The sequence below is a fragment of the Rossellomorea aquimaris genome (assembly GCF_001877785.1).
GTDB classification, from domain to species: domain Bacteria; phylum Bacillota; class Bacilli; order Bacillales; family Bacillaceae_B; genus Rossellomorea; species Rossellomorea aquimaris_A.
This window is the reverse complement of sequence record NZ_MINN01000096.1, coordinates 251,407-276,261: the sequence shown is the minus strand read 5'-3', so window position 1 is coordinate 276,261 and position 24,855 is coordinate 251,407. Positions and strand designations below refer to the sequence as shown.

The 24,855-nt window shown below is 45.3% G+C and carries 24 protein-coding genes; 14 read left to right on the top strand and 10 right to left on the bottom strand.

Translation table 11 applies throughout. From position 1 onward, the window contains the following. Positions 1–14: 14 nt before the first annotated feature. The 3 genes from BHE18_RS13900 to BHE18_RS13890 are packed head-to-tail and all read right to left on the bottom strand — an operon-like array spanning position 15 to position 3,655. Entirely contained in the window at positions 15–1,385 is a 1,371-nt protein-coding gene (locus BHE18_RS13900; RefSeq protein ID WP_071619149.1) for a Mur ligase family protein, read from the bottom strand. Beyond that, entirely contained in the window at positions 1,382–2,422 is a 1,041-nt protein-coding gene (locus BHE18_RS13895; RefSeq protein ID WP_071619148.1) for a YheC/YheD family endospore coat-associated protein, read from the bottom strand. The genes BHE18_RS13900 and BHE18_RS13895 overlap by 4 nt, the downstream gene beginning before the upstream one ends. Positions 2,423–2,431: 9 nt before the next feature. Further along, positions 2,432–3,655 (bottom strand): ATP-grasp domain-containing protein, encoded by a 1,224-nt coding sequence (locus tag BHE18_RS13890; protein WP_071619147.1) that lies wholly within the window; start codon positions 3,653–3,655, stop codon positions 2,432–2,434. Between the two features lie 225 nt (positions 3,656–3,880). Here BHE18_RS13890 and BHE18_RS13885 point away from each other — a divergent pair, with 225 nt between their 5' ends. From BHE18_RS13885 to BHE18_RS13870, 4 genes are all read left to right on the top strand, one after another. Further along, complete coding sequence (locus BHE18_RS13885; protein ID WP_071619146.1) at positions 3,881–5,209, top strand: YheC/YheD family endospore coat-associated protein; 1,329 nt, start codon at positions 3,881–3,883, stop codon at positions 5,207–5,209. Positions 5,210–5,307: 98 nt separating this feature from the next. Further along, positions 5,308–5,670, top strand: a complete 363-nt coding sequence (locus BHE18_RS13880) for a hypothetical protein (protein ID WP_071619145.1) — start codon at positions 5,308–5,310, stop codon at positions 5,668–5,670. A gap of 157 nt (positions 5,671–5,827) precedes the next feature. After that, positions 5,828–6,169 carry a hypothetical protein gene (locus tag BHE18_RS13875; protein WP_071619144.1) on the top strand — a complete coding sequence of 114 codons (342 nt, stop codon included), beginning with the start codon at positions 5,828–5,830 and terminating at the stop codon, positions 6,167–6,169. A gap of 131 nt (positions 6,170–6,300) precedes the next feature. Continuing rightward, positions 6,301–6,651: a hypothetical protein gene (locus BHE18_RS13870; protein WP_071619143.1), complete on the top strand. Its 351-nt coding sequence runs from the start codon at positions 6,301–6,303 to the stop codon at positions 6,649–6,651. Positions 6,652–6,713: 62 nt separating this feature from the next. On the opposite strand, the gene BHE18_RS13865 is transcribed toward BHE18_RS13870, so the two are convergent. Together BHE18_RS13865 and BHE18_RS13860 are read right to left on the bottom strand one after the other, a co-directional pair. Continuing rightward, positions 6,714–7,535 (bottom strand): YheC/YheD family protein, encoded by an 822-nt coding sequence (locus tag BHE18_RS13865; protein ID WP_083573793.1) that lies wholly within the window; start codon positions 7,533–7,535, stop codon positions 6,714–6,716. Positions 7,536–7,631: 96 nt separating this feature from the next. Beyond that, positions 7,632–8,021, bottom strand: coding sequence for a sigma-w pathway protein ysdB (locus tag BHE18_RS13860; protein ID WP_071619320.1), 390 nt, complete (start codon positions 8,019–8,021; stop codon positions 7,632–7,634). 136 nt (positions 8,022–8,157) lie between these two features. Here BHE18_RS13860 and BHE18_RS13855 point away from each other — a divergent pair, with 136 nt between their 5' ends. Together BHE18_RS13855 and BHE18_RS13850 are read left to right on the top strand one after the other, a co-directional pair. Then, positions 8,158–8,649 (top strand): dUTP diphosphatase, encoded by a 492-nt coding sequence (locus tag BHE18_RS13855; RefSeq protein ID WP_328585884.1) that lies wholly within the window; start codon positions 8,158–8,160, stop codon positions 8,647–8,649. Between the two features lie 82 nt (positions 8,650–8,731). Then, the gene (locus tag BHE18_RS13850) at positions 8,732–9,817 is read left to right on the top strand and encodes a M42 family metallopeptidase (RefSeq protein WP_071619142.1); all 1,086 of its coding nucleotides are present in this window, start codon (positions 8,732–8,734) and stop codon (positions 9,815–9,817) included. 37 nt (positions 9,818–9,854) lie between these two features. On the opposite strand, the gene BHE18_RS13845 is transcribed toward BHE18_RS13850, so the two are convergent. Beyond that, positions 9,855–10,394, bottom strand: a complete 540-nt coding sequence (locus BHE18_RS13845; RefSeq protein ID WP_071619141.1) for an isochorismatase family cysteine hydrolase — start codon at positions 10,392–10,394, stop codon at positions 9,855–9,857. A gap of 110 nt (positions 10,395–10,504) precedes the next feature. Beyond that, positions 10,505–10,726 carry a small acid-soluble spore protein SspI gene (gene sspI / locus BHE18_RS13840; RefSeq protein WP_071619140.1) on the bottom strand — a complete coding sequence of 74 codons (222 nt, stop codon included), beginning with the start codon at positions 10,724–10,726 and terminating at the stop codon, positions 10,505–10,507. A 124-nt stretch (positions 10,727–10,850) separates the two neighbouring features. On the opposite strand from sspI, the gene BHE18_RS13835 reads away from it, so the two are divergent. The 3 genes from BHE18_RS13835 (at position 10,851) to pheT (ending at position 15,458) form a co-directional block, all read left to right on the top strand. Continuing rightward, the gene (locus BHE18_RS13835) at positions 10,851–11,609 is read left to right on the top strand and encodes a TrmH family RNA methyltransferase (protein WP_071619139.1); all 759 of its coding nucleotides are present in this window, start codon (positions 10,851–10,853) and stop codon (positions 11,607–11,609) included. 365 nt (positions 11,610–11,974) lie between these two features. Beyond that, positions 11,975–13,012, top strand: a complete 1,038-nt coding sequence (gene pheS / locus BHE18_RS13830; protein ID WP_071619138.1) for a phenylalanine--tRNA ligase subunit alpha — start codon at positions 11,975–11,977, stop codon at positions 13,010–13,012. Between the two features lie 31 nt (positions 13,013–13,043). Beyond that, positions 13,044–15,458 carry a phenylalanine--tRNA ligase subunit beta gene (gene pheT / locus BHE18_RS13825; protein ID WP_071619137.1) on the top strand — a complete coding sequence of 805 codons (2,415 nt, stop codon included), beginning with the start codon at positions 13,044–13,046 and terminating at the stop codon, positions 15,456–15,458. A gap of 405 nt (positions 15,459–15,863) precedes the next feature. Here the strand turns inward: pheT and rnhC are convergent, their stop codons facing one another. Continuing rightward, positions 15,864–16,787, bottom strand: a complete 924-nt coding sequence (gene rnhC, locus BHE18_RS13820; RefSeq protein WP_071619136.1) for a ribonuclease HIII — start codon at positions 16,785–16,787, stop codon at positions 15,864–15,866. Positions 16,788–16,919: 132 nt separating this feature from the next. Between rnhC and zapA the strand changes: the two genes are divergently transcribed. From zapA to BHE18_RS13795, 5 genes are all read left to right on the top strand, one after another. Beyond that, a complete protein-coding gene (gene zapA / locus BHE18_RS13815) occupies positions 16,920–17,180 on the top strand; it encodes a cell division protein ZapA (RefSeq protein WP_071619135.1) in 261 nt (86 codons plus the stop codon). A gap of 7 nt (positions 17,181–17,187) precedes the next feature. After that, complete coding sequence (locus BHE18_RS13810; RefSeq protein WP_071619134.1) at positions 17,188–17,727, top strand: CvpA family protein; 540 nt, start codon at positions 17,188–17,190, stop codon at positions 17,725–17,727. A 351-nt stretch (positions 17,728–18,078) separates the two neighbouring features. Beyond that, positions 18,079–19,791 (top strand): DNA polymerase/3'-5' exonuclease PolX, encoded by a 1,713-nt coding sequence (polX, locus tag BHE18_RS13805; protein ID WP_440480392.1) that lies wholly within the window; start codon positions 18,079–18,081, stop codon positions 19,789–19,791. Between the two features lie 135 nt (positions 19,792–19,926). After that, positions 19,927–22,287 carry an endonuclease MutS2 gene (locus BHE18_RS13800; RefSeq protein ID WP_071619132.1) on the top strand — a complete coding sequence of 787 codons (2,361 nt, stop codon included), beginning with the start codon at positions 19,927–19,929 and terminating at the stop codon, positions 22,285–22,287. Between the two features lie 17 nt (positions 22,288–22,304). After that, the gene (locus BHE18_RS13795; RefSeq protein WP_071619131.1) at positions 22,305–22,712 is read left to right on the top strand and encodes a DUF350 domain-containing protein; all 408 of its coding nucleotides are present in this window, start codon (positions 22,305–22,307) and stop codon (positions 22,710–22,712) included. 107 nt (positions 22,713–22,819) lie between these two features. On the opposite strand, the gene BHE18_RS23630 is transcribed toward BHE18_RS13795, so the two are convergent. After that, positions 22,820–23,035 (bottom strand): hypothetical protein, encoded by a 216-nt coding sequence (locus tag BHE18_RS23630; RefSeq protein ID WP_071619130.1) that lies wholly within the window; start codon positions 23,033–23,035, stop codon positions 22,820–22,822. Positions 23,036–23,166: 131 nt separating this feature from the next. Next, on the bottom strand, positions 23,167–24,516 hold the full coding sequence (locus BHE18_RS13785; protein ID WP_071619129.1) for a glucoamylase family protein: 1,350 nt from the start codon (positions 24,514–24,516) through the stop codon (positions 23,167–23,169). Between the last annotated feature and the right edge of the window lie 339 nt (positions 24,517–24,855).

The following is a 24,855-nucleotide window of genomic DNA, read 5'->3' as shown; positions in this document are numbered from 1 at the left end:
ACAGAGGCGTTTTATCATGCTTTTAGTTTTTTGAGGAACCCGCGGAATGATTCTCTCATCGATGTTTTTACAAGGATGATGGTTTCAGGCCCCGCCAGCTTTTGAATGAGAGAAAAGGCATCTTCAGGCTTTTCGCACATATGGATGTTTTCTGCATCCATTCCGAGCTTTAAGGCTTCTTTTCCAATGGTGGAGGCGGTTTTCCCGATTGTGATAAGGGTGGAAGGCTGGTTATCGATGACCATCCCGGCTATTTTTTTGTGTTCAGCTTTCTCTTCAGCTCCAAGTTCACTGATTTTTCCAATTACGGCAATAGAGTGTTTATTGCTAGAGATTTCCTTTAGAACTGAAAGTGCAGCATGAACGGAGCTGGAATTTGTATTCCACGTATCATCAATCAGAGTAGAGCCTTTGATTCCCTTTTTCATTTCCAGATGACGCTTTAAAGGGCGGAATGACTTCAGCCTTCTTATTGCTGACTGAAGGTCAATCCCGTGAGAATGAGCAGAGGCCAGTGCGGCAAGGGCATTATATACATTGTGTTCACCGAGCCCCGGTACGATGACAGGGTACGCTCTATTTTCATAGGTTAATGTGAATTCCATCCCATGCCGGGAAAAGTGTATGTCTTCCGCCTTGTAATCCGCTTTGCTGTCCGTCCCGAACCATATGGGGGTGAGGTTCAGTTTATGCACGGCCTCAACCGTGTTCGGACAGTCCGCATTTAAAAAAATCAGGCGGCCATCCCCGACGCCATTCAGGATCTTGAGTTTTTCCTCCCTGTATTTTTCAGGAGAGCCGAATCTTTCAATATGGTCCGAACCTATCCCGGTGATAAGCGCTGAATACGGGCCGAAATACTTGCTGCATTTGTCCAGGTTCCCCGTTTTACCCACGCCGAACTCGAATACGCCAAAGTCTGTCTTTTCTTCGAAGTTTGCCAGCACCGAGGCGTTGGACCGGAACAGGTTATAGTTTCCCAGGGTGGCTTTTACATTGTGGCCGTCTGAAAGGATATGCCGGAGCATTTCCTTTGTGGTCGTCTTTCCTGAAGTCCCTGTTATGGCAATGATCGGAATATCGAATGATCTTCTATGAAATAAAAGGAAACGGTGATAAGCCTCTTTGATATTACCTACCTTTACAATGGTGGCATCTCCTGTGCTGTCCTTCAGTTTTTGAAGGCGGTCTGTGATTATGACACATGGGGGTAAGGTGTTTTTTAAGTCCGTTTTTCCCAGATTGCGGTCCAGACAAAAAAACAGCGAACCATTTCGGAGTTTCTTTTTTTGGGTGATCACTTTCTTTAAGGTGACAGGTGGTCCTTCTTTTACGATCTCTCCCTTGATAGCAGGGAGAATTTCATGTAAATGTAATGATTTCACTGTACTCTCCTTCTTTTCTTCCTCTTGGATTCGGCGACATAACGTGCATAAGGGATGAGATTCTTTGCCACTGAAAATTCCCTGTTTTTACTTCCAGGCCGCCAGTTGACCTCATAAATCCATAGGCGGTGATTCTGATCGATTGCCACATCGATCCCTAATTCATCAAATGCACGATTCTTAAATAGGCTTTCGAAGTGGGTGGAAAAAGCGACTGCAAAGTACTCCAATAATTGCTTGATATCAAAATATTCATTCCCGAATTCCTCCACCAGGAAAGGAATCAATTCACCACGATATCCTCCGCTGCTGATATTGCTGGTCAACCTTCCGCTTCCGCTCACCCGTGGATAAATTAAATTGACCGTCCACTTTCCTGTCTCATTTTTTTGCACGTGCAGGCGGAAATCGTAGGTCAAGCCGGATTTTGTCTTGCATTCTATAAATGGCTGCATCAAATATTTCTGCTCACTCGTCAGCTTCTGGATGAAAGACTTAAACTCTTCAATTGAATAAATGGTCACATCGAGTCCGGTAACACAACGGATCTTATCCTCTTCAATGAGTGTGATGAAATGGATGGAGCGTCCTTTACTTCCTGAATGCGGCTTGATGACAAGACGTGTGAATTTCTTTAAAAAAGGGAGTACTTCATCGAATGCAGTGACGTTGATTGTGGGAATGAGGAAATGGGAAAACAGCTGCCCTTCTTCAATTTTCCGGAAGACGCTCATCTTGTTCCCGATTGAATGGCTGATAAAAGGGATATTCCGCTTTAAGGCTTTTCTGATATTGGACTGCTTCTCTGTCTTGGGTGCACTGATATTGATGATGGTATCTGGGAAATCCACGGACTTCTGCACCCATCTCCCTTCAATGTAAACCCAGCCATGTATTCTTTTTTGTGCAAAATCCACTGCCCGGTAGGAGAAATATACGAATTCCACACCGTGCATCTTTGCAATGGAGGCACATGCAAAAGCTTTTTTCACTCCATGAGGTTTCTTCCTGTAATGAAGCATGCCGATTAATGTCATGAACATCACCTACAATGGTTCTATATAGAACTTAATTTGTTCTGCCGCTTTCTTTGCAATTTCCTTTGCTTCCAGGGGGTCAGATGAACTGGCAAGAACGTAGGCATACCGGTCCCCCATCGATAAAGGAGGATTGAGGACGCTTCCTTTGCGCGGCTTGACATACACTCTCTTCACGCCATCCATTCTTTTCGCTTTGTTTTTACCAGTCACTTTCACGAGTCTTCCTTGTGTTTCCACCGTAATGAATTCTGCAGAAACATATTCATTCTTTAAAGGAGTGAGGTCAGGTTCTTCACCCAGGTACAGCTTTAACGTTTCCTTTACCAGACTGATCCCGGTCGATTCAAGTATCATCTGGTTGATTACACTTCCCGAAATACGAGGATTGATTTCAATCAGCTTCCATTCGCCTTCTGTCCACCTCATCTCAAGATGACATGTGCCGTGGGTCAATCCTATATCCTCCATGATCTGCTCAATTGACTCCGTCAGTCTGCCGCGTGCATATTCGTTAAGCGCTGCCGGCATGTGATAGCCTGTGATGATGAATCGGTGCATACTTGATATTTCCTGCTCGATGATGGCCACGATGGTTGTCTTGGACTGGTGAACGAGCACTTCTATCAAATACTGGGGGCCTGTGACGAACTCTTCTATTAAAAGCTGGGAAGGGCCCAGCTGGTTTTTGAAATAACAGGCAGCCATTGAGAATTCTTCCCTTGAGTTGACTCTCATGACGTCTTTCGAGCCGTTTGAGACCGGGGATTTTACGATGACCGGAAGTTTCTTGATATGCTGATCGAACAGTTCATTTTCATCTTGATTTAAATGGCAGACGGAGAAGTGCGGAGTCACGGGATTATTCTTTAAAACATCCCTGAATCTTGTTTTATCCTCCATGTTGAATAATGCTGCAACGGATACCTCCTGAAGGCCGAGCTCCCTGGAAATTTCTGCTGCGAGACTAACATACGGATCGATGAAGCTGACAAACGCTTTTACCTGTTTCCCCTGATTATTGATTTTAGAAAGCTGCACGTGAATTTCTTCCCTGTCCGACAGCCGGTTCATTACCACAAGCTGATGAACATCAGGGAATTCTTCTCTTTGTTTCATCCATTTCCTTCTGTCGGTCAAGAGGACTGTAAAATAGCCCATTTCTGATGCAGCCCTAATGGCATCCCGGGAGGAGCCTGATTTATTGCTGCCGAGAAAAATAATCGTCTGCATGGTGAAAGATTCATCTCCTACGAACGAATAAATTCAACCTTTTGCTGACTAAAAGGTCTTCATACGCATCATTATCTTATTCATATCAAAAGAAATAGTGTTGGCTATAGCGGAGATTACGTACATCAGAAATACCGTCAACATATATAAGGGATTGTAGAAACCTTTTCTACAGAGATTCATTTACGCTGCAGCGAAGAATGAAAGAAGATAGAAGGTGTGTAAATGTTTATAAAAAAAAGAAACATATTGAGTGGAACCATCGTGATGCACCCCTCTGATGCAAAGAAGTTTAATGTTAAAGAGGGGGCAGCGGTATTGCATATCGGAGTTTGGAAAAAGGAAGTGACAGTCACCCTTGACGGAGAGGCTGAGTTAGATTCAATATGCGTACCGGCAGACTTATTTGATTTCACCATTCCCGAGGATATTGAATTCGAGTGGAGAATTGAAGGAAATAATTTGTATGCTGGCCCGATCCTCGGTATTGTAAGGGGTGCCGGAATGAAGAATATCAATAAAAGAAGCCTCAAAATATTGAAACGCTGGGTCAAATCATACCAGCGGATTAAAGGGCTGGTGATCATCTTTCCTTTATCGGAAGTGAAAGAAGGGGCTGTGACGGTAAAAGGATTCTGTTATAACCCTGCACGAAAAGATGGCCGATGGACGGAGGGGACTTTTCCATTTCCGGATGCGGTATTCAACAGGCCGGTCGCAGGAACAGGGAATAAATATCACCTCCTTGACCGCCTCACAGGGGGACGTTTCTTCAACAGCCGGGGGACGGGCAAATGGGAATTTTACCAGGCGCTGTATAAGAACCCCGCTGCAAGGGATCTCGTCCCCTATACAGAAAAATTTGCTGACTTCGAACAGCTTTTTTCAATGCTTGAAACGTATGCTGTTCTTTATTTAAAGAAAAGATTCGGGGCAAGGGGGTACGGCATCATCCAGATTAAAAAAGAAAGAAAGCACATCAGGGTCACCCGGGTGGTGAAAGGGAAACAAGTGAAGGAATATTTTCATACAAAAGAAGAGTGTGTTACCAGCCTGAAAAACATCGTAAAAAAGAACCGGTATATCATACAGCGTGGAGTCCCTTTTGAAACCAATCGGAAACAGGTCGATTTCAGGGGATATATCCAGAAAGACAGCAGCATGGAATGGAAGCTGAGAGGGTTTATCGGGAGGCTTGCAAAACCGGAAAGCGTCATAACGAATCTGCGATATACAGAGAAGATTCTGCCAGGAGAAGAGGCACTGAAAGAATATTATGGATTTGACGATTCAAAAGCATCTGTAGCAGCGGAACGAATAAAAGATGCCTGCATTAAAGCGGGAGAGAGCCTCGATATGAATATCGGCCACTTTGGGGACGTTGCACTCGATTTCATTATTGACGGGGAAGGAGATATCTATTTCCTGGAAGCCAATTCAAACTATGGCCATGAAAGTTTTGGGAAAATAAAGGCTTTGGAATTGAGGGACCGCGTGTTCCGGTCTCCCTTGGAATATGCGAAGGCGCTGGCCGGCTTTTCTAAATTAAACTGATCACGGACTCCGCATGATCCTCAGACGGTATGCCAGCCCTGTCGGGTGAATCACAAAGACATATACTAATGTATCTTACTATGATAGGGGGGGGAAGAATGGGAGTAACACAAGGATGCAGTGATGGATATTGGAAAAATCACCCTGAGGATTGGGTCGGATTCTGTCCGGATAACCTGTTCAATGTTGTCTTTATGAGAGCGGTATTCGATCCGGATATCACGTTGCTCGAAGCGCTTCAACTTATGGGCGGTGGAATCAATGCACTGGCAAGGCAGGCTGTAGGGGCATTGTTGAATGCATCGAACCCGAACGTGAACTATCCGTTTTCAGTAAATGAGGTCCGGGAGAAATTCCAGGCAGCATTTGATTCGGGAGATCCAACAACCATTGAGACGCAGAAGAATCAATTTGAGTTTTATAATACTGAGTTTATCTGTCCTTTAGGTGAAGATATCTAAGGAAAGGCACCCCTTTTTTTAAGAGAAGGGGTGTTTTTTTGATAGACTCCCTATAAGTAATAGACCCGTACATATCTTTCAAACCATCTGGCCAGCCCTGTCCATTCCGTACAATTGACATATACTATTCTATTCCATATGTAAAGGGGGGATATAAATGGGAGTAGTCCAAGGATGTAATTCAGAAACCTGGGCAGAAAATCAAGATAAGTGGGTCGGATATTGTCCGAACAACATGTTCAACATGATCTTTATGAGGCAGGCATTCAATCCTGACATCACCCTTCTTCAAGCGCTGCTACTGGAAGGAGACGGGTTGGAGGCTCTGGCAAGGACAGCATCTGCAGCGCTGCTGAATGCAGTCAGTCCTATGGTGAACTATCCACTCACAGCCATGGAAGTCATCCAGAAATTTCAGGATGCCTATGATTCCGGTGAGTATGAAGAAACAATCGCAGAGTTCTCTTCCTATAATAACATGTATTGTCCAATGGAATAGAAGGGCTCAGTAAAATGTGAATCGGTAAAAAGCTGGAGAGGGAAGTTCTAAAAGGAGTTGGGGACAGGCCCTCTCTTTTTTTATTCATTTTCATATAATAGTATATTCCGTAATAGAAGGGAGGTAATAAAATGGGAGCAGCACAAGGATGCAGTGTCCGATACTGGGCCGATCACCCCGATGTTTGGGTTGGATTCTGTCCGAATAACTTCTTTAACTTTATTTTTGGCAGAAATGTTTATTCATCCAACTTTACTTTGGGTGAGACGCACGTGCTGACAGGTCTTGGTATTGATGCACTGGCAAGGGAAACTGTAGCCGCACTTCTGAACGCAGCACATCCTGACGTCCAATATCCATTGACACTTGCTGAAGTGGTGGCAAAGTTCAGGGAAGCCTTTGACGAAGGTGGTGTGAGGCTTGAAGAGATAAGGGTCCTGTTTGAGTCATTCAACAATATGTATTGTCCGCTGCCTGAGTAAATTGATCTTTAGGTTGAAGGCCCGTCCCCCGATGTTAACACATCGGGGGACGGGCCTTATTTTCATCCCCTTCTATATTTCAGGATCCTTTTATAAACTTCACCATCTTTGAGCGCTTTGAATATGGAAACACTAGGTGCCAGGTTGGCTTCGATGATCCAGATGTTTGCTTGATCATCAAGGCCGATATCGAGACCGAATGTGCGGGTATTGGTGTAATAGCCGGATAAGTATTGGGCAGTGAGGACGCTGATGCGGTCGATTTCTTCCTGGAGGTGGCTGCTTGGAGCTTTGAAGGAGGAATGTTCAATGGCATCATCGGCAGTGATGAGATATTTAGGATAATTCGTAAGGATGAATCCCTTGGCGGCCACTTTTGCCAGTTTCCCTGTGACCGTCCAATCGCTCTGTTTTCTTCTGCGCTGTACCATCACGCGGATATCGTAAGGGGAGTCTTTGAAGGTCACCAGCGGGATCTTCTGCTGGACGATATAATGTTTTTTCAGGCAATAGTGTTTAAGCAGATGTTCAAACGTCTGCTTTCTGCCCTCTACCGTATATTTTTTTTCAAGTACATGAAATTCGTATGAATCATTTCCTTTTGAACTCACCTGGACGATTCCTTTTCCCATATACCCTTTTGTAGGCTTTATCATGACGGCTCCGTGTTTTCCGATGGTGTGCCAAAATGTTTTTTCATTCAGCAAATACGTCTCTGGCAGGTAACGGGCCAGTACTCCGTGCTTTTTCATCAATTGGTATTTTTTCCACTTCCCCGTTGATATTCCCATCGTTTCTTCACTTCTTTCATATGGATTAGGTTTTGCAAAACTGTAAGCGGCTCGGGTGTAATGCAGATTTGACAGAAGTGGAGCATAACCCATTATTTGTATCCTATGATTGAAGTGGACGGAAGGTTAATCATCATGACCTAAAAAATGCCCAAAGTGTATATTCCACACCTTAAGCATTTATTGTCTTTATATATCCGATTTCCTCATAAGCTCATTGATTGGACTCTTCCAATCAATCTTCGCCTTCGGATAGCGCTCTTTGATTTCATTCTGGACATAATGAAAATCCTCACAGCCCAGCCCCTTCAGTGAAGAGACATTATTGACCCACACGAAGATTGACACCACTTCAAAAGAATCTTCAGTTGTACCTAGATATTTTTCGCCTTCAAACAAGACCCCTTTATACGTGACGTAAAAGTTTTTCCGGACGTTTTCCTGGTCATCAAGAAAATAAAAGCGTTTCTGTTCCTGGGCAAGCTCAAGCTTCCGCTTCGGATCGATGATATACTTGAGGCTGCGGTAAAAAAGGTAAATGATAAGAGCAAGAATGAGTAAACGAATGAGCCACAGCATATAAATTACCTCCATAGGCATAGATCTTCTCCTTTTATTTACGGCATTAATCCAAAAAGGTTTCATTTTTATTTAAAAAATATGAAAAAGTTTGTCATACTAAATGGGAAAGCAGAATTCGAAAGGGGAGAAAATCATGATGAATATTGAAAAACTGCTGCATATGCAGCTGAAACTTGATCAGCATATAGAAAGCGAACACGGACTCGGAGAAGAGGATTTAGTTGACAGAAAGATTCTGGCCCTGCTTGTTGAAATAGGAGAACTTGCTAATGAGACAAGAAGTTTCAAGTTTTGGAGTAAAAAAGGAGCTTCCGCCAAAGAAGTCATCTTGGAAGAATATGTGGACGGCATCCACTTCATCCTGTCCCTCGGCCTCGAAATAGGACTGCAGGAAATTGAACTGGATGAAAAACATGCAGATGCAAAGGAGCTCAATGAACAATTTCTTCTTGTTTATAAAGCGGTCACCGATTTCAGGGAAGAACGTTCTGTCACGCATTATTTCTCCCTGTTCAATCACTATCTGACACTGGGCGAAACCCTCGGCTTTTCAAGCAGCGAGGTATTTGACGCTTATGCAGAAAAAAACAAGGTGAATTACGAACGCCAGGAAAAAGGATATTAACAAGATTCTGAAAGCATTTTTTGATGTGAGGCGAAGATTTTAGTATAATGAGAATAGTTTAAACATTTAGGGGGTCGAAAGAATGACAAAATTAGACGAAACACTAACCATGCTTAAAGATCTGACAGATGCTAAAGGGGTCCCGGGCAATGAAAAAGAAGCAAGGGACGTAATGAAACGATACATAGAGCCATTTGCAGATGAAATCACGACCGATAACCTTGGAAGTCTCATCGCGAAAAAAGTCGGGGATGAAAACGGTCCCAAGATCATGGTGGCAGGCCACCTTGACGAAGTCGGCTTCATGATCACACAAATTGATAATAAAGGATTCCTCCGCTTTCAGACTGTCGGCGGCTGGTGGTCTCAGGTCATGCTGGCCCAGCGTGTGACGATTGTGACAAGCAAAGGCGAAGTTACTGGAATCATCGGCTCCAAGCCTCCTCACATCCTGCCTGCGGAAGCACGAAAGAAGCCTGTTGATATTAAAGATATGTTCATCGATATCGGGGCTTCAAGCAAAGAAGAAGCACAGGAATGGGGCGTAAAGCCTGGGGATATGGTCGTTCCATACTTCGAATTCACCGTGATGAATAACGAAAAGATGCTACTTGCCAAGGCGTGGGATAACCGCATCGGGTGTGCGATCGCCATCGACGTCCTGAAAAACCTTAAGAATGAACAGCATCCAAACGTCGTTTATGGCGTGGGTACCGTTCAGGAAGAGGTAGGCCTGCGAGGAGCCAGAACTTCGGCAGCGAAGATCCAGCCTGATATTGCATTCGGTGTCGATGTCGGCATCGCCGGTGACACACCTGGGATCTCGGAAAAAGAAGCGCAAAGCAAAATGGGTGAAGGCCCGCAAATCATCCTTTATGATGCCAGCATGGTTTCTCATAAAGGGCTTCGTGATTTTGTGACGGAGACTGCGGATGAACATAATATCCCTTATCAGTTCGATGCGATTGCAGGCGGCGGAACCGACTCAGGTGCGATTCACTTGACGGCAAACGGGGTACCTGCCCTTTCTATCACGATTGCGACACGCTACATCCATTCACATGCTGCCATGCTTCATCGAGATGATTATGAAAATGCAGTGAAGCTGATTACAGAAGTTATCAAAAAGTTAGACAAAGATACAGTAGCAAAGATTACGTTTGATTGATCATAAGCAAGACCCTGCCTTTTCGGGCAGGGTCTTTTTAAAATTCCATTTCACTCGAACGGGTCAGGTCGGCGTCGATCGTTTTTTCGATGATATGGACGGCACTGTCGTTGTCTTCTTTAGTCTCCGAGGCCATGCAGTCCAGCGGGATGCTCAATTCGTACTCTCTCATATAGGCATCGTTCGCTGTGAAAAGGACACAAATATCACCCGCGATCCCGGTCAGGATCAGATGGTCAACATCGAGCTGATGGAGGAGTATTTCCAACTGTGTACCGAAAAAACAGGAATGCTTCGGTTTCACGATGAAGTAATCATCCTCATCCGGGTGAATCTTTTCAATGATGGACCTGCCTTTCCCCTTTTTGCAAACCTCGATGATATCGTTCATATTATCCTGCCATAAACCGTAATTATCGTTAACATAAATAACGGGGATATCGGCTTTTTTTGCCTTGTTTTTCAACTCTTTGACCGGATCGACGATATTTTTTGTGTTTGATAATAATTCTTCCCCGCCGTCGAAATCGAATGTATTGACCATGTCTATGATTAATAAGGCCTTTTTACTGCTCATTGAAAATTCTCCTTTCCGGTAAAAGCGGTTATGCTTCCTTATACCACTAAAGGGAAGAGGATAAAACCGTGAATGAAAAACGGGCCGCCCCCGAGTGGCTGCCCGTTTCCTTATTGCTGTGGCTGCTGCTGTAATGATTCTTCGAGCGTCTCAAGAAGCATCTGCTGTTCCTGAGGGTCGGCATTTTGCCAGAACACTTCAAGCAGGACGCCCAAACCTGGAAGTGTCTTTTCTTCTCCGCCCTGGATGGCATCGACGATTGTATCCTTCAATTCTTCCTGGCTGTTTCCTGAAACATTGTGTATGACCGCTTTTCTCAAGTTAAGATTCATCAAGCATTACTCCTTTTGTTTAGGATGAGGAATTCATTGTTATCTTGTCACAAATCGGATTTATTATGTATTTGAATTAGGGTATAATGAAAACTTGAAATGTAAAATGAAGGAGCGGGTACGATTGAAGGTTATTCAATCCTCTAAGAATCCTGTCGTGAAACAGTGGAAAAAATTATTGACCAAAAAGGGAAGAGATCAGACCCTATCTTATATAATCGAAGGCTTCCATCTTGTAGAAGAAGCTTTAAAGCAGCACGATACTGTTCTCGAGCTGATTTTTATCGAGGGCGTCGAGCTCCCGAATAGATGGAATCTCGATGGCATCGAAATGATACAGGTATCCGAAGAAGCAGGAAAAGTGCTCGCCGACACGGAAACCACTCAAGGCGTGTTTGCTGTTTGCAGACAAAAAGAAACAGCATCAATTGATGGGAGCAAGACATTCCTCATCTTGGACGGACTTCAAGATCCGGGGAATATAGGAACGATCATCCGCACCGCAGAAGCTTCCGGCATCGATGCGGTCATCCTCGGAAAAGGGACGGTGGACCTTTATAATCCGAAGGTGCTCAGGTCTGCACAGGGAAGCCATTTTCACCTGCCGGTCATCAAGGGCGACCTGTCTGACATCATTCGTGACCTGAAAGAAAAAGGGATCCCAGTTTACGGGACTGCCCTTGAGAATGGGGAAGAGTACACGTCCATCACACCAGAGGAATCCTACGCGCTGATCGTAGGAAATGAAGGAAACGGCATGAATCCGGAAACCCTTATGCAAACCGATCTAAACCTGTATATACCCATCTACGGGAAAAGCGAGTCACTGAATGTCGCGATTGCGGCAGGCATCCTGTTATATTATTTTAAAAATGGGCAATAATTTTTCTTAAATGGTTTGAAATATCGGGAATAATTCACTATAATTATGCACATATACTTTTTAAAAACGAAGACAGAGGCAAGTAGCGCATGAGATTCTTTAAGGGAGAGAATGCCGTCAGACTGAAAGCATTCTTAAGAAAAACATGGCGTGAACATTTCACCTCTCGAGTTGGCATCGGGACCATTCCATAAAGGAATGTAAAGATGCACCGGCAAAGCCGTTATCCGAATCAAGTGAGTGTATCGCTATTTGATACGCTTATAAGGGTGGTACCGCGATCAATAACCTCGTCCCTTTCCAGGGATGGGGTTTTTTTGTTTTTATAAAACTGCCTGATTCACGATCATAAAGGAGGAAGAAACATGGAGGATAAATTACGATCCCTTCAAACCGAAGCAATTGAAAAAATCAACGAAGCACAGGATCTGAAAGAACTGAACAGCATCCGGGTTGCCTACTTAGGAAAAAAAGGCCCTGTAACCGAAGTACTGAAAGGCATGGGCAAACTCTCTGCTGAAGAACGCCCTAAAATGGGTGCCCTCGCGAATGAAGTGCGCGGCGCCATCACCGAGAAAATCGAAGCAAAGCAGGAAAAGCTCGAAAAAGAAGCGGTGGAAAAGAAGCTTCAATCAGAAACGATTGACGTGACACTGCCCGGCAGTCCTGTCAGGAAAGGGAACCACCATCCGCTCACGATGATCATCGAAGAAATCGAAGACTTATTCATCGGGATGGGCTACACGGTTGCGGAAGGACCAGAAGTCGAAAAGGATTATTACAACTTCGAAGCGTTGAATCTTCCGAAGGGACACCCAGCCCGCGATATGCAGGATTCCTTCTATATCACAGAAGAAACATTGCTCAGGACCCATACGTCTCCTGTTCAGGCAAGAACGATGGAGCTTGCGAAAGGGAAGGGCCCGATTAAAATCATCTGTCCCGGTAAAGTATACCGCCGCGATACGGACGATGCGACACATTCACATCAGTTCATGCAGATTGAAGGACTTGTCGTGGATAAAGACATCCGCATGAGTGACCTTAAAGGCACACTGAATGTGTTTGCAAAGAAAATGTTCGGCGAAGATCGTGAAATCCGTCTGCGCCCAAGCTTCTTCCCATTCACGGAGCCTTCCGTCGAGATGGATATTTCCTGCAAGATCTGCGGGGGAGCAGGCTGCCGCGTATGTAAAGGAACGGGCTGGATCGAAATTCTTGGAGCGGGGATGGTTCATCCGAATGTTCTCGAGATGGCAGGTTTTGATCCGAAAGAATACACAGGCTTTGCATTCGGAATGGGGCCAGAACGTATCGCGATGCTGAAATATGGTATCGATGACATTCGTCATTTCTATACGAACGATACCCGTTTTGTTACACAATTCAAAGTGACCGAGTAAGGCAACACTATTATCGAGCGGAGGTAAAAACATGTTTGTTTCATATAAATGGCTGGAAAACTATGTAGATCTGTCAGGCGTGACCCCTGAAGAGCTGGCAGAAAAAATCACAAGAAGCGGAATCGAGGTTGAAGGCGTCGAAAGAATCGGCTCCGAAATCAAGAATGTCGTTGTCGGGCATGTCCTTGAGTGCGAACCCCATCCCGATGCAGATAAATTGAATAAATGCCAGGTGGACGTCGGCGAAGAAGAGCCGGTTCAGATTATCTGCGGCGCCCCGAATGTCGCCAAAGGCCAAAAAGTGGCTGTCGCTAAAGTCGGCGCGGTTCTTCCCGGCAATTTTAAAATTAAAAAAGCAAAACTACGTGGTGAAGCATCCCACGGGATGATCTGCTCCCTGCAGGAGCTGGGAGTAGAAGGAAAGCTTGTACCAAAAGAGCATGCAGAAGGAATCTATGTTTTCCCACAAGATGCAGAGGTCGGCAGCAATGCTGTTGAACTACTGAACCTGGATGATGCGATTCTTGAACTCGGTCTGACACCAAATCGTTCTGACTGCTTAAGCATGCTCGGCGTAGCTTATGAAGTGGCTGCCATCTTAGACCGCGGCGTGAAGCTTCCGGAAGCGGGTCAGTCATCAGGCAAAGAAAAGGCATCCGACTACGTCACTGTAAGCGTGGAAGCGAAGGACGATAATCCTCTTTACGGTGCGAAGATCATCAAAGATGTAAAGGTCGGTCCTTCACCGATGTGGATGCAGAACGCACTGATCGCGGCAGGGATCCGTCCTCACAATAACGTTGTCGATATCACGAACTATATTCTATTGGAGTACGGCCAGCCGCTGCATGCGTTCGATTATGACCGCCTCGGATCGAAGGAAATCCTTGTCCGCCGTGCAAAAGATGGTGAAAAATTTGTCACGCTTGATGATGCGGAAAGAACCTTATCTTCAAGTCAGCTGGTGATCACGAACGGAGAAGAGCCGGTTGCCCTTGCAGGGGTTATGGGCGGAGCCAATTCTGAAGTCCAAACTGATACAACGACTGTACTCCTCGAAGCAGCATATTTCACAGGTGCCATTGTGAGGGGTGCGTCCAAAGATCACGGCCTGCGAAGTGAAGCGAGTACACGTTATGAAAAAGGTGTAGATCCGGACCGTGTGCTGAAAGCAGGCGAGCGTGCGGCTGCACTTATGGCAGAGTACGCAGGCGGGGAAGTCCTTGAAGGAACGGTTCTATTCGATGAATTGAACGTCGAGCCTGCAGTCGTGGAAATCACTCTTGAGAAGATCAACGCTTCATTGGGCACTGCGATTTCGGTTGAAGAAGTGAAAGATATCTTCCGCCGCCTTCAATTCGACGTAAGTGTCGATGGAACGTCATTCACGGTCACGGCACCGACAAGAAGGGGAGACATCACTATTCCCGAAGATCTGCTTGAGGAAGTAGCCCGTTTATACGGCTATGACAATCTTCCGCTTACACTTCCGAAGGGTGAAAGCACACCGGGTGGATTGAATAATCATCAATTAAAACGCCGTACGGTCCGCCGTTACCTGGAAGGAGCAGGCCTGCTGCAGGCAATCACCTATTCACTGACGAATGATGATAAAGCCGCTAAATATGCCCTGGATGTGAAAGAGCCGGTGCGTCTCTTGATGCCGATGAGTGAAGAGCGCAGCAATCTGCGTTTAAGCATCATCCCTCAGCTTCTGGAGGCGGTTTCCTATAATAAGGCCCGCCAAAATGATTCTCTTGCTTTCTATGAAGTGGGATCTGTGTTCTTGCAGGAATCCGGAGAAGAACTTCCAGTAGAAGAAGAGCATATCGCAGGTGCGCTGACAGGGTTATGGCACAGCCATCCATGGCAGGGAGAAAAGAAAGCCGTTGATTTCTATGTGGCAAAAGGAATACTTGAAGGATTATTTGAAGAACTCGGTGTATCAGAGGCCGTATCCTTCCGCCAGACAGCAATGGATGGCCTTCATCCCGGAAGAACGGCAGAAATCCTGTTGAATGGTGAAGTCATTGGAATCATCGGCGCAATCCATCCGGAAGTGGAAAAGGAACTTGATCTGAATGAAACGTATGTATTCGAGATGAAAGCGGGTCCGGTCTTCCACTACGAAAAACCTGCACTGAGCTACTCGCCGATTCCGCGTCACCCGTCCATCACAAGGGATATCGCCCTTGTCGTTGATACGGATGTGAAGGCAGGAGATCTGAAGTCCGTGATTCAAGAAGCAGGCGGCAAGCTTCTTAAGGAGGTTGCCGTATTCGACCTTTATGAAGGCGGGCACATGGAACCTGGCAAGAAATCACTTGCCTTCTCACTTAAGTATTTTGATCCTGCCAAGACATTGACGGATGAAGAAGTCGTGAAAGTGCATGACGGCGTCCTTGCAGCTGTTAAGGAAAAAGCCGGAGCAGAACTGCGCGGATAATATTTTATGGGTGTCAGACCAGGGATATGGTCTGGCATCTTTTTTATTGTTTTTTAGAAAAAACCCGCTGTTTTTGGACGTTTTTGTCTGAGTGGGCAGGGGAAAAGTGATTTATATGGTAATAGCGGTTTGGTGAGGGGGTTGGAAGGGGCAAATTTTGATGAGGTTAACGGTTTATAATCCTAATTCTAAAAATACGTTCCTAATCCAAGATTTATGATCCTGATTCCAAAAATACGATCCTAATCCGGAATTTATGATCCTAATTCCAAAAATACGATCCCGATTTGAAATTTATAATCATTTTGTCGAAAAATCTTTAAAAATGGCCGGCTACCCGTCCTCAAACTGGACCACTCGCAAACAAAAACCCCCGCCGTGATCAAAAAAGGCGGGGGTTCTTTTCTATTTTCGGGCAATCCGAATGGCCTTCTCACTATTTGCAAAATGCCACTTCGTCATCGCCTTCAACTCTTCAATACCTTTTCGCTTGATGATCTTTGCAGCGGCAACGTCCACCTGCTTGCCTGCCCCTTTGGGAATCTCGACGCCTGCCCTTGAACTTAACTTATCCATTTCCTTCAGGAAAGCATACCTTGCTATGATGGACGCGGCAGCGACCGCAATATGGATGCTTTCCCCTTTTGTACTGAAGTAGACTCGGTCACGCTGTATTTTCTTCTGGGCGCTGATATGCTTATAGTACGTGTTTTTTTCAACAAATTGGTCAATCAGAATGCCTTCTGGTTCTTCGGGTGCCATTTTATCCAATAAATGAAGGATGGCCTGATTGTGAAGGATCGCTTTCATCTTCCCCTGCGTCATGCCGCTGCTTTGAAGCTGGTTATACTTGTCGTTATGAAGCACCAGTAAACTGTATGGAATGGTCTTGATCAGGTCTTTTGCAATGGAGATGATCTGAGAATCATTCAGGTTTTTGGAGTCCTTTACGCCAAGCTCTTTCATAAGCGGGATCTGCTCTTTTTTAACGTAGGCACTGACGACTGTGATGGGGCCGAAAAAATCCCCAGTCCCCACTTCATCCGAGCCGATGATCGACCACTCTGCAAAATTTTCAGGGAGCAGGGCCGCTCCCTTGGAAGCTGTCTTCACCTTTGGTGTTTCGGCAGTTCCCCATTTTTTTGCTTCCGTCTCCCCGTTAGCACCCTGGAACAGCACCTTGCCTGATTTATATGCCGTCACTGTGCAGCCTGCAGGTTTCGCTGAAAATACCGCACCCGGGGGCAGCTTGCCGACAAGTGTATCCTTATAGTAATCTTTCATTTTCGATGTTAATGCACTGTTTGCTTGTATGACTGTATTTCCCAAAATAACCTCTCCTTATGACAAATTTCTATGTAATAACCAAAAACGTGACGATAATAGACAATTTTTTTTCAAAATAAAAAGATTTCATGGTATGATAGTGTTTAGGATTCTTATGAACAGGGGGTACTCGGATTGTCTGATGAACAAAAAAATCGCACCACTGTAGACATATATGGTCAACAATATACTATTGTCGGTACTGAGTCGACAAGTCAAATTCGATTTGTTTGTTCGAAAGTGGATGACAAAATGAGAGAAATCAAATCTATGAATCCATCTCTTGATACTGGCAAGCTCGCAGTGTTGACAGCCGTCAATGCTGTCAATGATTATGTCAAACTGAAAGAACAGTTTGAAGAGCTGGAAAGAGAAATTAAACGCTTAAAGGGTTGAAAAAGTCATGCTTGATTTAGTTTTATTCATTATCCTGTTAGTGGGATTTTTGACCGGTCTGAGACGCGGCTTCATCCTGCAGGCTGTCCATATGACAGGTTTTATCATTGCTTTTATTGTAGCATACATATATTATGATCAGCTTGCACCAAAACTTACACTTTGGATTCCGTATCCGAGTCTTGATGAACAATCAAAGCTGCAGATGCTTTTTGAAATGACCAACATGGATCAGGCGTATTACCGTGTTATCGCATTTGCGATGATTTTCTTTGCGGTCAAGATCATCGTTCATATCTTCGGTTCCATGCTCGATTTTGTAGCACATCTTCCTATCCTTAAACAGTTGAATGTATTAGGAGGAGGGCTGCTGGGGCTGATCGAAACGTATCTGATCATCTTTATACTATTATTCATTGCCGTCCTGCTGCCGATCGATACCGTCCAGTCATTCATAAACGATTCATTCATTGCACAGGCGATGGTCAAACATACTCCTGTATTTTCGGACATGGTAAAAGACTGGTGGATTCAAAACGGAGCTTAATTTAAGAAGCTGACTTGAAAAGGTTAATATGATTGCAGTTAAGGATATTCCTTAACCTATCATCCTTCCTTAAAAAGTCAGCTTTTTTCACTGTATGAGTCCTGATTTTTGGCTTATTCCGCCAGTATGGAAATGCCCTGAGGCACAAATGCATTTGTGCCTCAGGGCATTTCCATACTGGCGACTTTTCAGCATAGCTGAAAAGCGAGTGAAACGTTCGTTTCACTCGATAAGCCAAAAATCACCAGGATTCCAATTGCATCGCTTTCTTTTTTCGGTTATTTTGCTACTATATAAGAAGAGAAGTATAACGGATGAGTTTATTTTTATAGAGGAATGCAGGTGGATGGGATGAATAAAAAGGATATTATCAAATTATTGGAAACGATTGCGATTTATATGGAACTTAAGGGTGAGAACTCTTTTAAAATATCGGCTTACAGGAAAGCGGCGCTTGCGCTCGAGAACGATGACCGCAGTCTGAGTGATATCAGTGACTTCACCAAACTGAGCGGAATCGGAAAGGGTACGGCGGGTGTAATCGAAGAGTATATCAAGGAAGGGTCTTCTTCGGTGCTCGAAGAACTGAAGTCAGAAGTGCCGGAGGGATTGGTCCCGCTTCTTCAGCTCCCGGGACTCGGAGGCAAGAAGATTGCCAAGCTGTACAGCGAGCTTGGCGTGGAGGGGATTGAAGACCTGGAGGAAGTCTGCCGTTCGGAGAAAGTACAGGGGCTGCCGGGGTTCGGCAAAAAGACTGAAGAAAAAATCCTGGCAGCGATCGCCCAGGCAGGTAAACGACCGGAGCGGCTGCCTATTGCCTTCATGACAGGAATAGCGGAAGAAATCGAAGCTTCCTTGACAAACATCAAGGAAATCAATACCTTCTTAAGAGCGGGAAGCCTGAGGAGAATGCGGGAAACGATCAAAGACCTCGATTTCATCATTTCAACGGATAAGCCGAAAAAGGTAAAAGAAGAGCTATTGAAACTTCCTGCCATCACTGAAATCATCGCTGCCGGAGAGACAAAGGTTTCCCTCACCCTGCAATATAGATGGGATGTCAGCATCGATTTCAGGATCGTCAAACCGGAGGAATTCGCTACGACACTTCATCACTTCACCGGATCTAAAGATCATAATGTCAGGATGAGGCAGCTTGCGAAGGAACGCGGTGAGAAAATTAGTGAATACGGCGTTGAAAACAGTGAAACAGGTGAGATCAAAACATTCGAAACAGAAGAAGAATTCTATGCCCATTTCAATCTGCCATTCATTCCCCCGGAATTAAGGGAGGACGGCAAAGAAGTGGATGAGTATAAAGAGGACTATGATTTGATTGATTCCTCTCATATCAAAGGCGATCTGCATATGCATACGACCTGGTCGGACGGAGCCTATTCCATCGAGGAGATGGTACAAGCATGCATCGACAAAGGCTACCAGTACATGGCCATCACCGACCATTCGAAATATTTGCGTGTGGCGAATGGACTGACTGATGAACGCCTGCTGAAACAAATTGAAGAAATCAAGCAAATCAATAATAAATATGATGAAATAGAAGTCCTGTCAGGGATTGAAATGGATATCCTGCCGGACGGATCGCTTGATTACTGCGATGACATCCTTGAAAAAGTCGATCTCGTCATCGCATCCATACACTCGAGCTTTTCGCAGCCGCAGGAAAAGATCATGGAACGTCTGAAAACGGCACTAGATAGTGAACATGTAGATATCATCGCCCATCCGACAGGCAGAATCATCGGACGGAGAGAAGGGTATGATGTGGACATGGATCTGCTTATAGAGCTTGCCAAAGAGACGGATACGGCCCTAGAGCTTAATGCAAATCCCAACAGGCTGGATCTTTCCGCGGAAAATATCCGGAAAGCCCAGGAAAGCGGGGTTAAGCTTTTCATCAATACCGATGCACACAGCCACGAACATCTTGAATTCATGAATATCGGTGTTGCAGCAGCGAGAAAAGGCTGGATCAAGAAAGACACCGTTATCAACACATGGGACAAAGAAGACCTATTGGACTTCTTAAATCGGAATGATTGATTTTTTAAAGGAAAAAAACTTAAACTTGAGAAATGGCCAGCTCCAGCGCCCAGCTCCCCGAGACGTTGAGGTCCGCCCGCTTGTCGGTGCTGAACAGGGCGCTTGCGCTTTTCTTATAAAAGGTGGAAGAAACTTGTGAATTCTAAAGTACTGAAAACACTGGAATTTGATAAAATAAAGGAATTATTGAAAGGGTTTGCCGCTTCGGCACTCGGGCATGCAAGGGTCACAACCCTGGCTCCTTCGACAGACTTCGAAGAGATTACCGCCATGCATGAAGAAACGGATGAAGCGATGAAGATCCTTCGTTTGAAGGGACATGCGCCGTTAGGGGGCATCTTTGATATTCGTCCCCACGTGAAACGGGCAGGAATCGGAGGCATGCTGTCCCCCGGGGAACTTGTACAGATCGGGAGTACCATCCGTGCAAGCAGGAAGCTGAAGACATTTGTTGATGAATTGGTCGACGATGAAGTGTCCATCCCCCTCCTTGAGACAAAACTGGGTTCAATCATACCGCTCCCGCATCTGGAGCAGGAAATCAGGAATGTAGTGGATGATAACGGGGAGATTCTGGATTCCGCGAGCGATACACTGCGTTCCATCCGTACACAGCTTCGCGCCAACGAAGGGCGGATAAGGGAAAAGCTCGAGCGCATGATCCGGTCTTCAAATGCATCAAAGATGCTGTCCGATGCGATCATCACCATCCGTAATGACCGCTATGTCATCCCTGTAAAGCAGGAGTATAGAGGACATTACGGTGGGATCATCCACGATCAATCCTCTTCCGGGCAGACCCTGTTCATTGAACCGGAAGCAATCGTACAATTAAATAACCAGCTTCGCGAATTGCGCTTGAAAGAGCAGAATGAAATTGAAAAGATCCTTCTAGCCCTATCCGGAAGAATACAGGAAGCCGCAGAAGAATTGCTCATCATCGCAAATGTGTTATCAGACATCGATTTCATGTTTACAAAAGCAAAATTCGGCCATTCCATCAAAGGGTCCAAACCGATCATCAACGATGAACGGCGCATCAAACTGAATAAAGCACGTCACCCGCTGCTCCCGATGGACGAAGCAGTGGCCAATGATATTGAATTGGGCACTGATTTCTCATCGATTGTCATCACCGGTCCTAATACGGGAGGGAAGACCGTCACGCTCAAAACGCTCGGCCTTACAAACATCATGGCCCAGGCAGGACTGCCTATCCCCGCTCTCGACGGCTCGGAAGTAGGGATCTTCCATTCGATTTATGCTGATATCGGGGACGAGCAGTCGATCGAACAAAGTTTGAGTACGTTCTCTTCCCATATGGTCAACATCGTTGATATCTTAAATAAAGTGGATCACGAAAGCCTTGTGCTATTTGATGAACTCGGGGCAGGTACCGACCCTCAGGAAGGTGCGGCACTCGCCATTTCCATCCTGGATGAGGTACACGGCAAAGGCGCAAGGGTGGTGGCGACAACCCACTATCCTGAATTAAAGGCGTACGGCTATAACCGTGAAGGCGTCGTCAATGCAAGCGTTGAATTTGACGTTGAAACACTGAGTCCGACCTATAAGCTGCTGCTAGGTGTACCGGGGAGAAGTAACGCATTCGAAATCTCCAAACGCCTTGGCCTGTCTGAAACTGTCATCCAGCGTGCGAAGTCTCACATCGGCACTGACAGTAAAGAAGTCGAAAACATGATCGCCTCATTGGAAGAAAGCAGACGCCAGGGTGAAAAAGAACTGGAAGAAGCGCATGAATTATTAAAGCAGGCAGAGAAAATGCATAAAGACATGCAAAAGCAAATGATGGAGTATTACGAAAAGAAAGACCAAATGTTTGAAAAAGCACAGCAAAAAGCCGAGACTGTGGTGGAAAAAGCCAAGGAGGAAGCAGAACGCGTCATCAAGGATCTGCGGAAGATGCAGCAGGAAAAATCGGCTCAGATCAAGGAACATGAGCTGATCGAAGCAAGGAAGCAGCTTGAAGGAGCAGCACCTCAGCTTCCGAAGTCTTCCCTGCAAAAGAAGAAGACCCAAAGTACCAAACGTGATTTCCAGCCCGGGGACGAAGTCAAAGTGATAAGCTTCGACCAGAAAGGCCACCTGGTAGAAAGAGTGTCAGCCAAAGAATGGCAGGTACAAATGGGCATCATGAAGATGAAGGTGAAGGAATCGGACCTCGAATTCATCCAGACGCAGCAGAAGGTTGAAACCAAACCTCTTGCCGTGGTGAAAGGAAAAGATTTTCATGTCAGCGTAGAGCTGGATCTCAGGGGGGAGCGGTTTGATAACGCCCTCTCCAGGGTGGAGAAATATATTGATGACGCCCTTCTTGCGGGATATCCTCAAGTGTCCATCATTCATGGGAAAGGCACCGGGGCCCTGAGACAGGGTGTACAGGAATATCTGAAAAATCACCGTTCTGTAAAAAGTATTCGCTTCGGTGATGCCGGTGAAGGCGGAACGGGTGTCACGGTCGTGAAGTTTAAATAAGCATAGGGAGCGGAACAATGGAGAATTTTTGGGAGAATGAATATATTCAAACGGCCGGGAACTACAGTGTCGTCATACTATGCCTCATCCTTTTCCTGACTATATTTGAACTGGTCACCAAATATAAAAACTGGGAAGAAATCAAAAAAGGCAACTTGGCCGTTGCCATGGCAACCGGCGGAAAGATATTGGGGATAGCGAATATTTTCCGGTATTCCATTCAGCAGAACGATTCGGTCCTCACAACGATCGGGTGGGGATTCTTCGGTTTTTTCCTCCTGCTGATCGGTTATTTCATTTATGAATTTTTAACGCCGAAGTTTAAAATTGATGAAGAAATTGAAAAGGATAATCGTGCGGTCGGCTTCATTTCACTTGTCATTTCGGTCGGTTTGTCTTATGTCATAGGGGCAGGGATTTCGTAAGGAGAGGAACTATGGAAACATTAGCGAAAGTTTTACTCGTTTTATGTGCAGGATTTATTCTGGTCGGAATTATTTATATGGTATTTTTCACCTAAGGGAAGGCTGTCTCAATCAATGAGGCAGCCTATTTTTATAAAGGCAGAAATAAAATGATCCTTCCTAGAGACAAACATTTCAATGGATGCTCTTATTACCGCTAATGATTTCCGTGCAAGACTTCGCTTTCCGCGGGCGGTTGGTGAGCCTCCTCGTCGCATTCGCTCCTGTGGGGTCTCACCTAACTCGCTTTTCCCGCCGGAGTCTTCGTCATGCACTCCAATCAACCGCTGGAACTATCTAAAACTAATAGAACCAAGGTACAAAATATAAAAACCCGAACTGATTTGCCATACTGACTGCAAATTAGTTCGGGTATACTTAGGTTAAACTCCTTTTGTTCCAGCACCTAAACGATTTATTGAATCGAAAAAACTTCCTTCTCTAGCAGTTCCTCAGGCTTTTTCCCGATCGGGTCCTGGTGGAAGTAATCACGGATCACTCCGTCTTTAAGGTAATTTGCGATCGAAACCATGATCATTCCCTGATCAAGCGCAAGGTACGCTTTTGCCATTTCACCTGTTTCAACATTGACTGAATCATAGAATCCGTACTTTCCGTACATATCCATACCTTTTAGCACTTTAATGTTTTTACGCACTTCATCAGGTGCGTAATCAAGGGCAAGGAAGGATGCGTGAGGGGTGACGGTCGATTTGTCTGCGTAGCCAGATGTCCCGAGCGGTGTAGCGGCAAATTCACTGTAGCCGTCAGGGGTTGCTGCCGGTGAGAAGCCCCATGCTTTGTATCCTTTATCCTTGGCATATTGAATTTGCAGTTCGACGTGACGCTGGTTATTCAGTCCAAGTGCCTGTTTGCCAAGCTCTTTTTCCTTCAAAACGATTCCCGGCATCAGGCCTTCGAACATACTGCCTCCCCAGCTTGGGACGAATTTCACGCCACTGTATTCATAGTGGCCTTCAAAGACGGACACACCGTCATATTCAGCATATTCACCTTCCGGAATTTGAGACTGCCAATCCCACTCCGCCGGGATGGTACGCTCCATTTTCCACCAGTGCTCTTTTGGAACATCTCCCTTCCCGATCGAAATATAACTCGCAACCCGTGGTTCGGTATAGAGAAGCCCGTAGTGATGGTCTGTCAGTTTTTCCTGTGCAACATCGTATCCGCCGCGGAATTGACCGACTTCAGGGTCATACAGGGTGGAATAGTCCATGTTCGCCACCATTTTGCTTGTCTGGCCGTTCAGTTCATCATAAGCTTGTCCGGCGACGATCAATCCTGCAGAAAGCCAGCCATTATCCACCTGGGAGATGAATTGGCCCCAGTCTTTTTTCAGGGAACCGTCCTTGGTGTAGTACCAGTTATAAAACAGCCCGTTCCATTTTTTCATCGATTCCAGCGTATTCAAGGTAACTTGTATACGGTCGACCGCTTCTTCTTTTGAAATGAACCCCATCTCCTGTGCAGAAACAGTGCTCATCATATACATCCCGATATTGGTAGGGGAAGTATGCTCCGCATTTTTCTTCCCTTCCTCGGTGTAACGCGTTTCATCAAATGTAAGGCCGGTAGCCGGATCGGTATGATCCTCATAATACGTATACGTCTTCTTTGCAATCGCTTTCAATTCTGCGCGGAAAGCGATGTCCCTGCCGTCTTTTCCCTGTGCCGAAGCAGCAGGGATGTACAGGAGACTGATGATCAGACTAAAAATCGTGAACAGACTGATATTCTTTTTCATATGCAATACCCCTTCCAATCATGTTATCGAAACGTTTCACCAAAAGTGTAACATGATTTTTAGATAAAGAAAGCTGATTTCTTAATATTCGGTCATTTGGTACAGGGGTGTTTCACTTTATGGGTAATACGGCAGGGGAAGCAGAATGGAGAACGTGTCCGGCATGTGGGAAAAGCATGGCATCATATCCTTTAAAGAAAGAGACAAATTAATGAAACCAATTCATATACTTCTGAAATAAGAGTGGGAATTAAGTCACGAATGAATGGTAATTCAAATTGTAAGTGGTGTCCCCTTATATTATAATAGTGAAAAGAACTAAATTTTCGAAATATTATG

Coding starts and splice junctions, on each gene's coding strand:
- BHE18_RS13895 (WP_071619148.1), bottom strand. CDS start 2,422: ATGACATTAATCGGCATGCTTCATTACAGGAAGAAACCTCATGGAGTG.
- BHE18_RS13890 (WP_071619147.1), bottom strand. CDS start 3,655: ATGCAGACGATTATTTTTCTCGGCAGCAATAAATCAGGCTCCTCCCGG.
- BHE18_RS13885 (WP_071619146.1), top strand. CDS start 3,881: ATGTTTATAAAAAAAAGAAACATATTGAGTGGAACCATCGTGATGCAC.
- BHE18_RS13880 (WP_071619145.1), top strand. CDS start 5,308: ATGGGAGTAACACAAGGATGCAGTGATGGATATTGGAAAAATCACCCT.
- BHE18_RS13875 (WP_071619144.1), top strand. CDS start 5,828: ATGGGAGTAGTCCAAGGATGTAATTCAGAAACCTGGGCAGAAAATCAA.
- BHE18_RS13870 (WP_071619143.1), top strand. CDS start 6,301: ATGGGAGCAGCACAAGGATGCAGTGTCCGATACTGGGCCGATCACCCC.
- BHE18_RS13865 (WP_083573793.1), bottom strand. CDS start 7,535: ATGGGTTATGCTCCACTTCTGTCAAATCTGCATTACACCCGAGCCGCT.
- BHE18_RS13860 (WP_071619320.1), bottom strand. CDS start 8,021: ATGCTGTGGCTCATTCGTTTACTCATTCTTGCTCTTATCATTTACCTT.
- BHE18_RS13855 (WP_328585884.1), top strand. CDS start 8,158: ATGATGAATATTGAAAAACTGCTGCATATGCAGCTGAAACTTGATCAG.
- BHE18_RS13850 (WP_071619142.1), top strand. CDS start 8,732: ATGACAAAATTAGACGAAACACTAACCATGCTTAAAGATCTGACAGAT.
- BHE18_RS13845 (WP_071619141.1), bottom strand. CDS start 10,394: ATGAGCAGTAAAAAGGCCTTATTAATCATAGACATGGTCAATACATTC.
- sspI (WP_071619140.1), bottom strand. CDS start 10,726: ATGAATCTTAACTTGAGAAAAGCGGTCATACACAATGTTTCAGGAAAC.
- pheS (WP_071619138.1), top strand. CDS start 11,975: ATGGAGGATAAATTACGATCCCTTCAAACCGAAGCAATTGAAAAAATC.
- pheT (WP_071619137.1), top strand. CDS start 13,044: ATGTTTGTTTCATATAAATGGCTGGAAAACTATGTAGATCTGTCAGGC.
- BHE18_RS13810 (WP_071619134.1), top strand. CDS start 17,188: ATGCTTGATTTAGTTTTATTCATTATCCTGTTAGTGGGATTTTTGACC.
- polX (WP_440480392.1), top strand. CDS start 18,079: ATGAATAAAAAGGATATTATCAAATTATTGGAAACGATTGCGATTTAT.
- BHE18_RS13795 (WP_071619131.1), top strand. CDS start 22,305: ATGGAGAATTTTTGGGAGAATGAATATATTCAAACGGCCGGGAACTAC.
- BHE18_RS13785 (WP_071619129.1), bottom strand. CDS start 24,516: ATGAAAAAGAATATCAGTCTGTTCACGATTTTTAGTCTGATCATCAGT.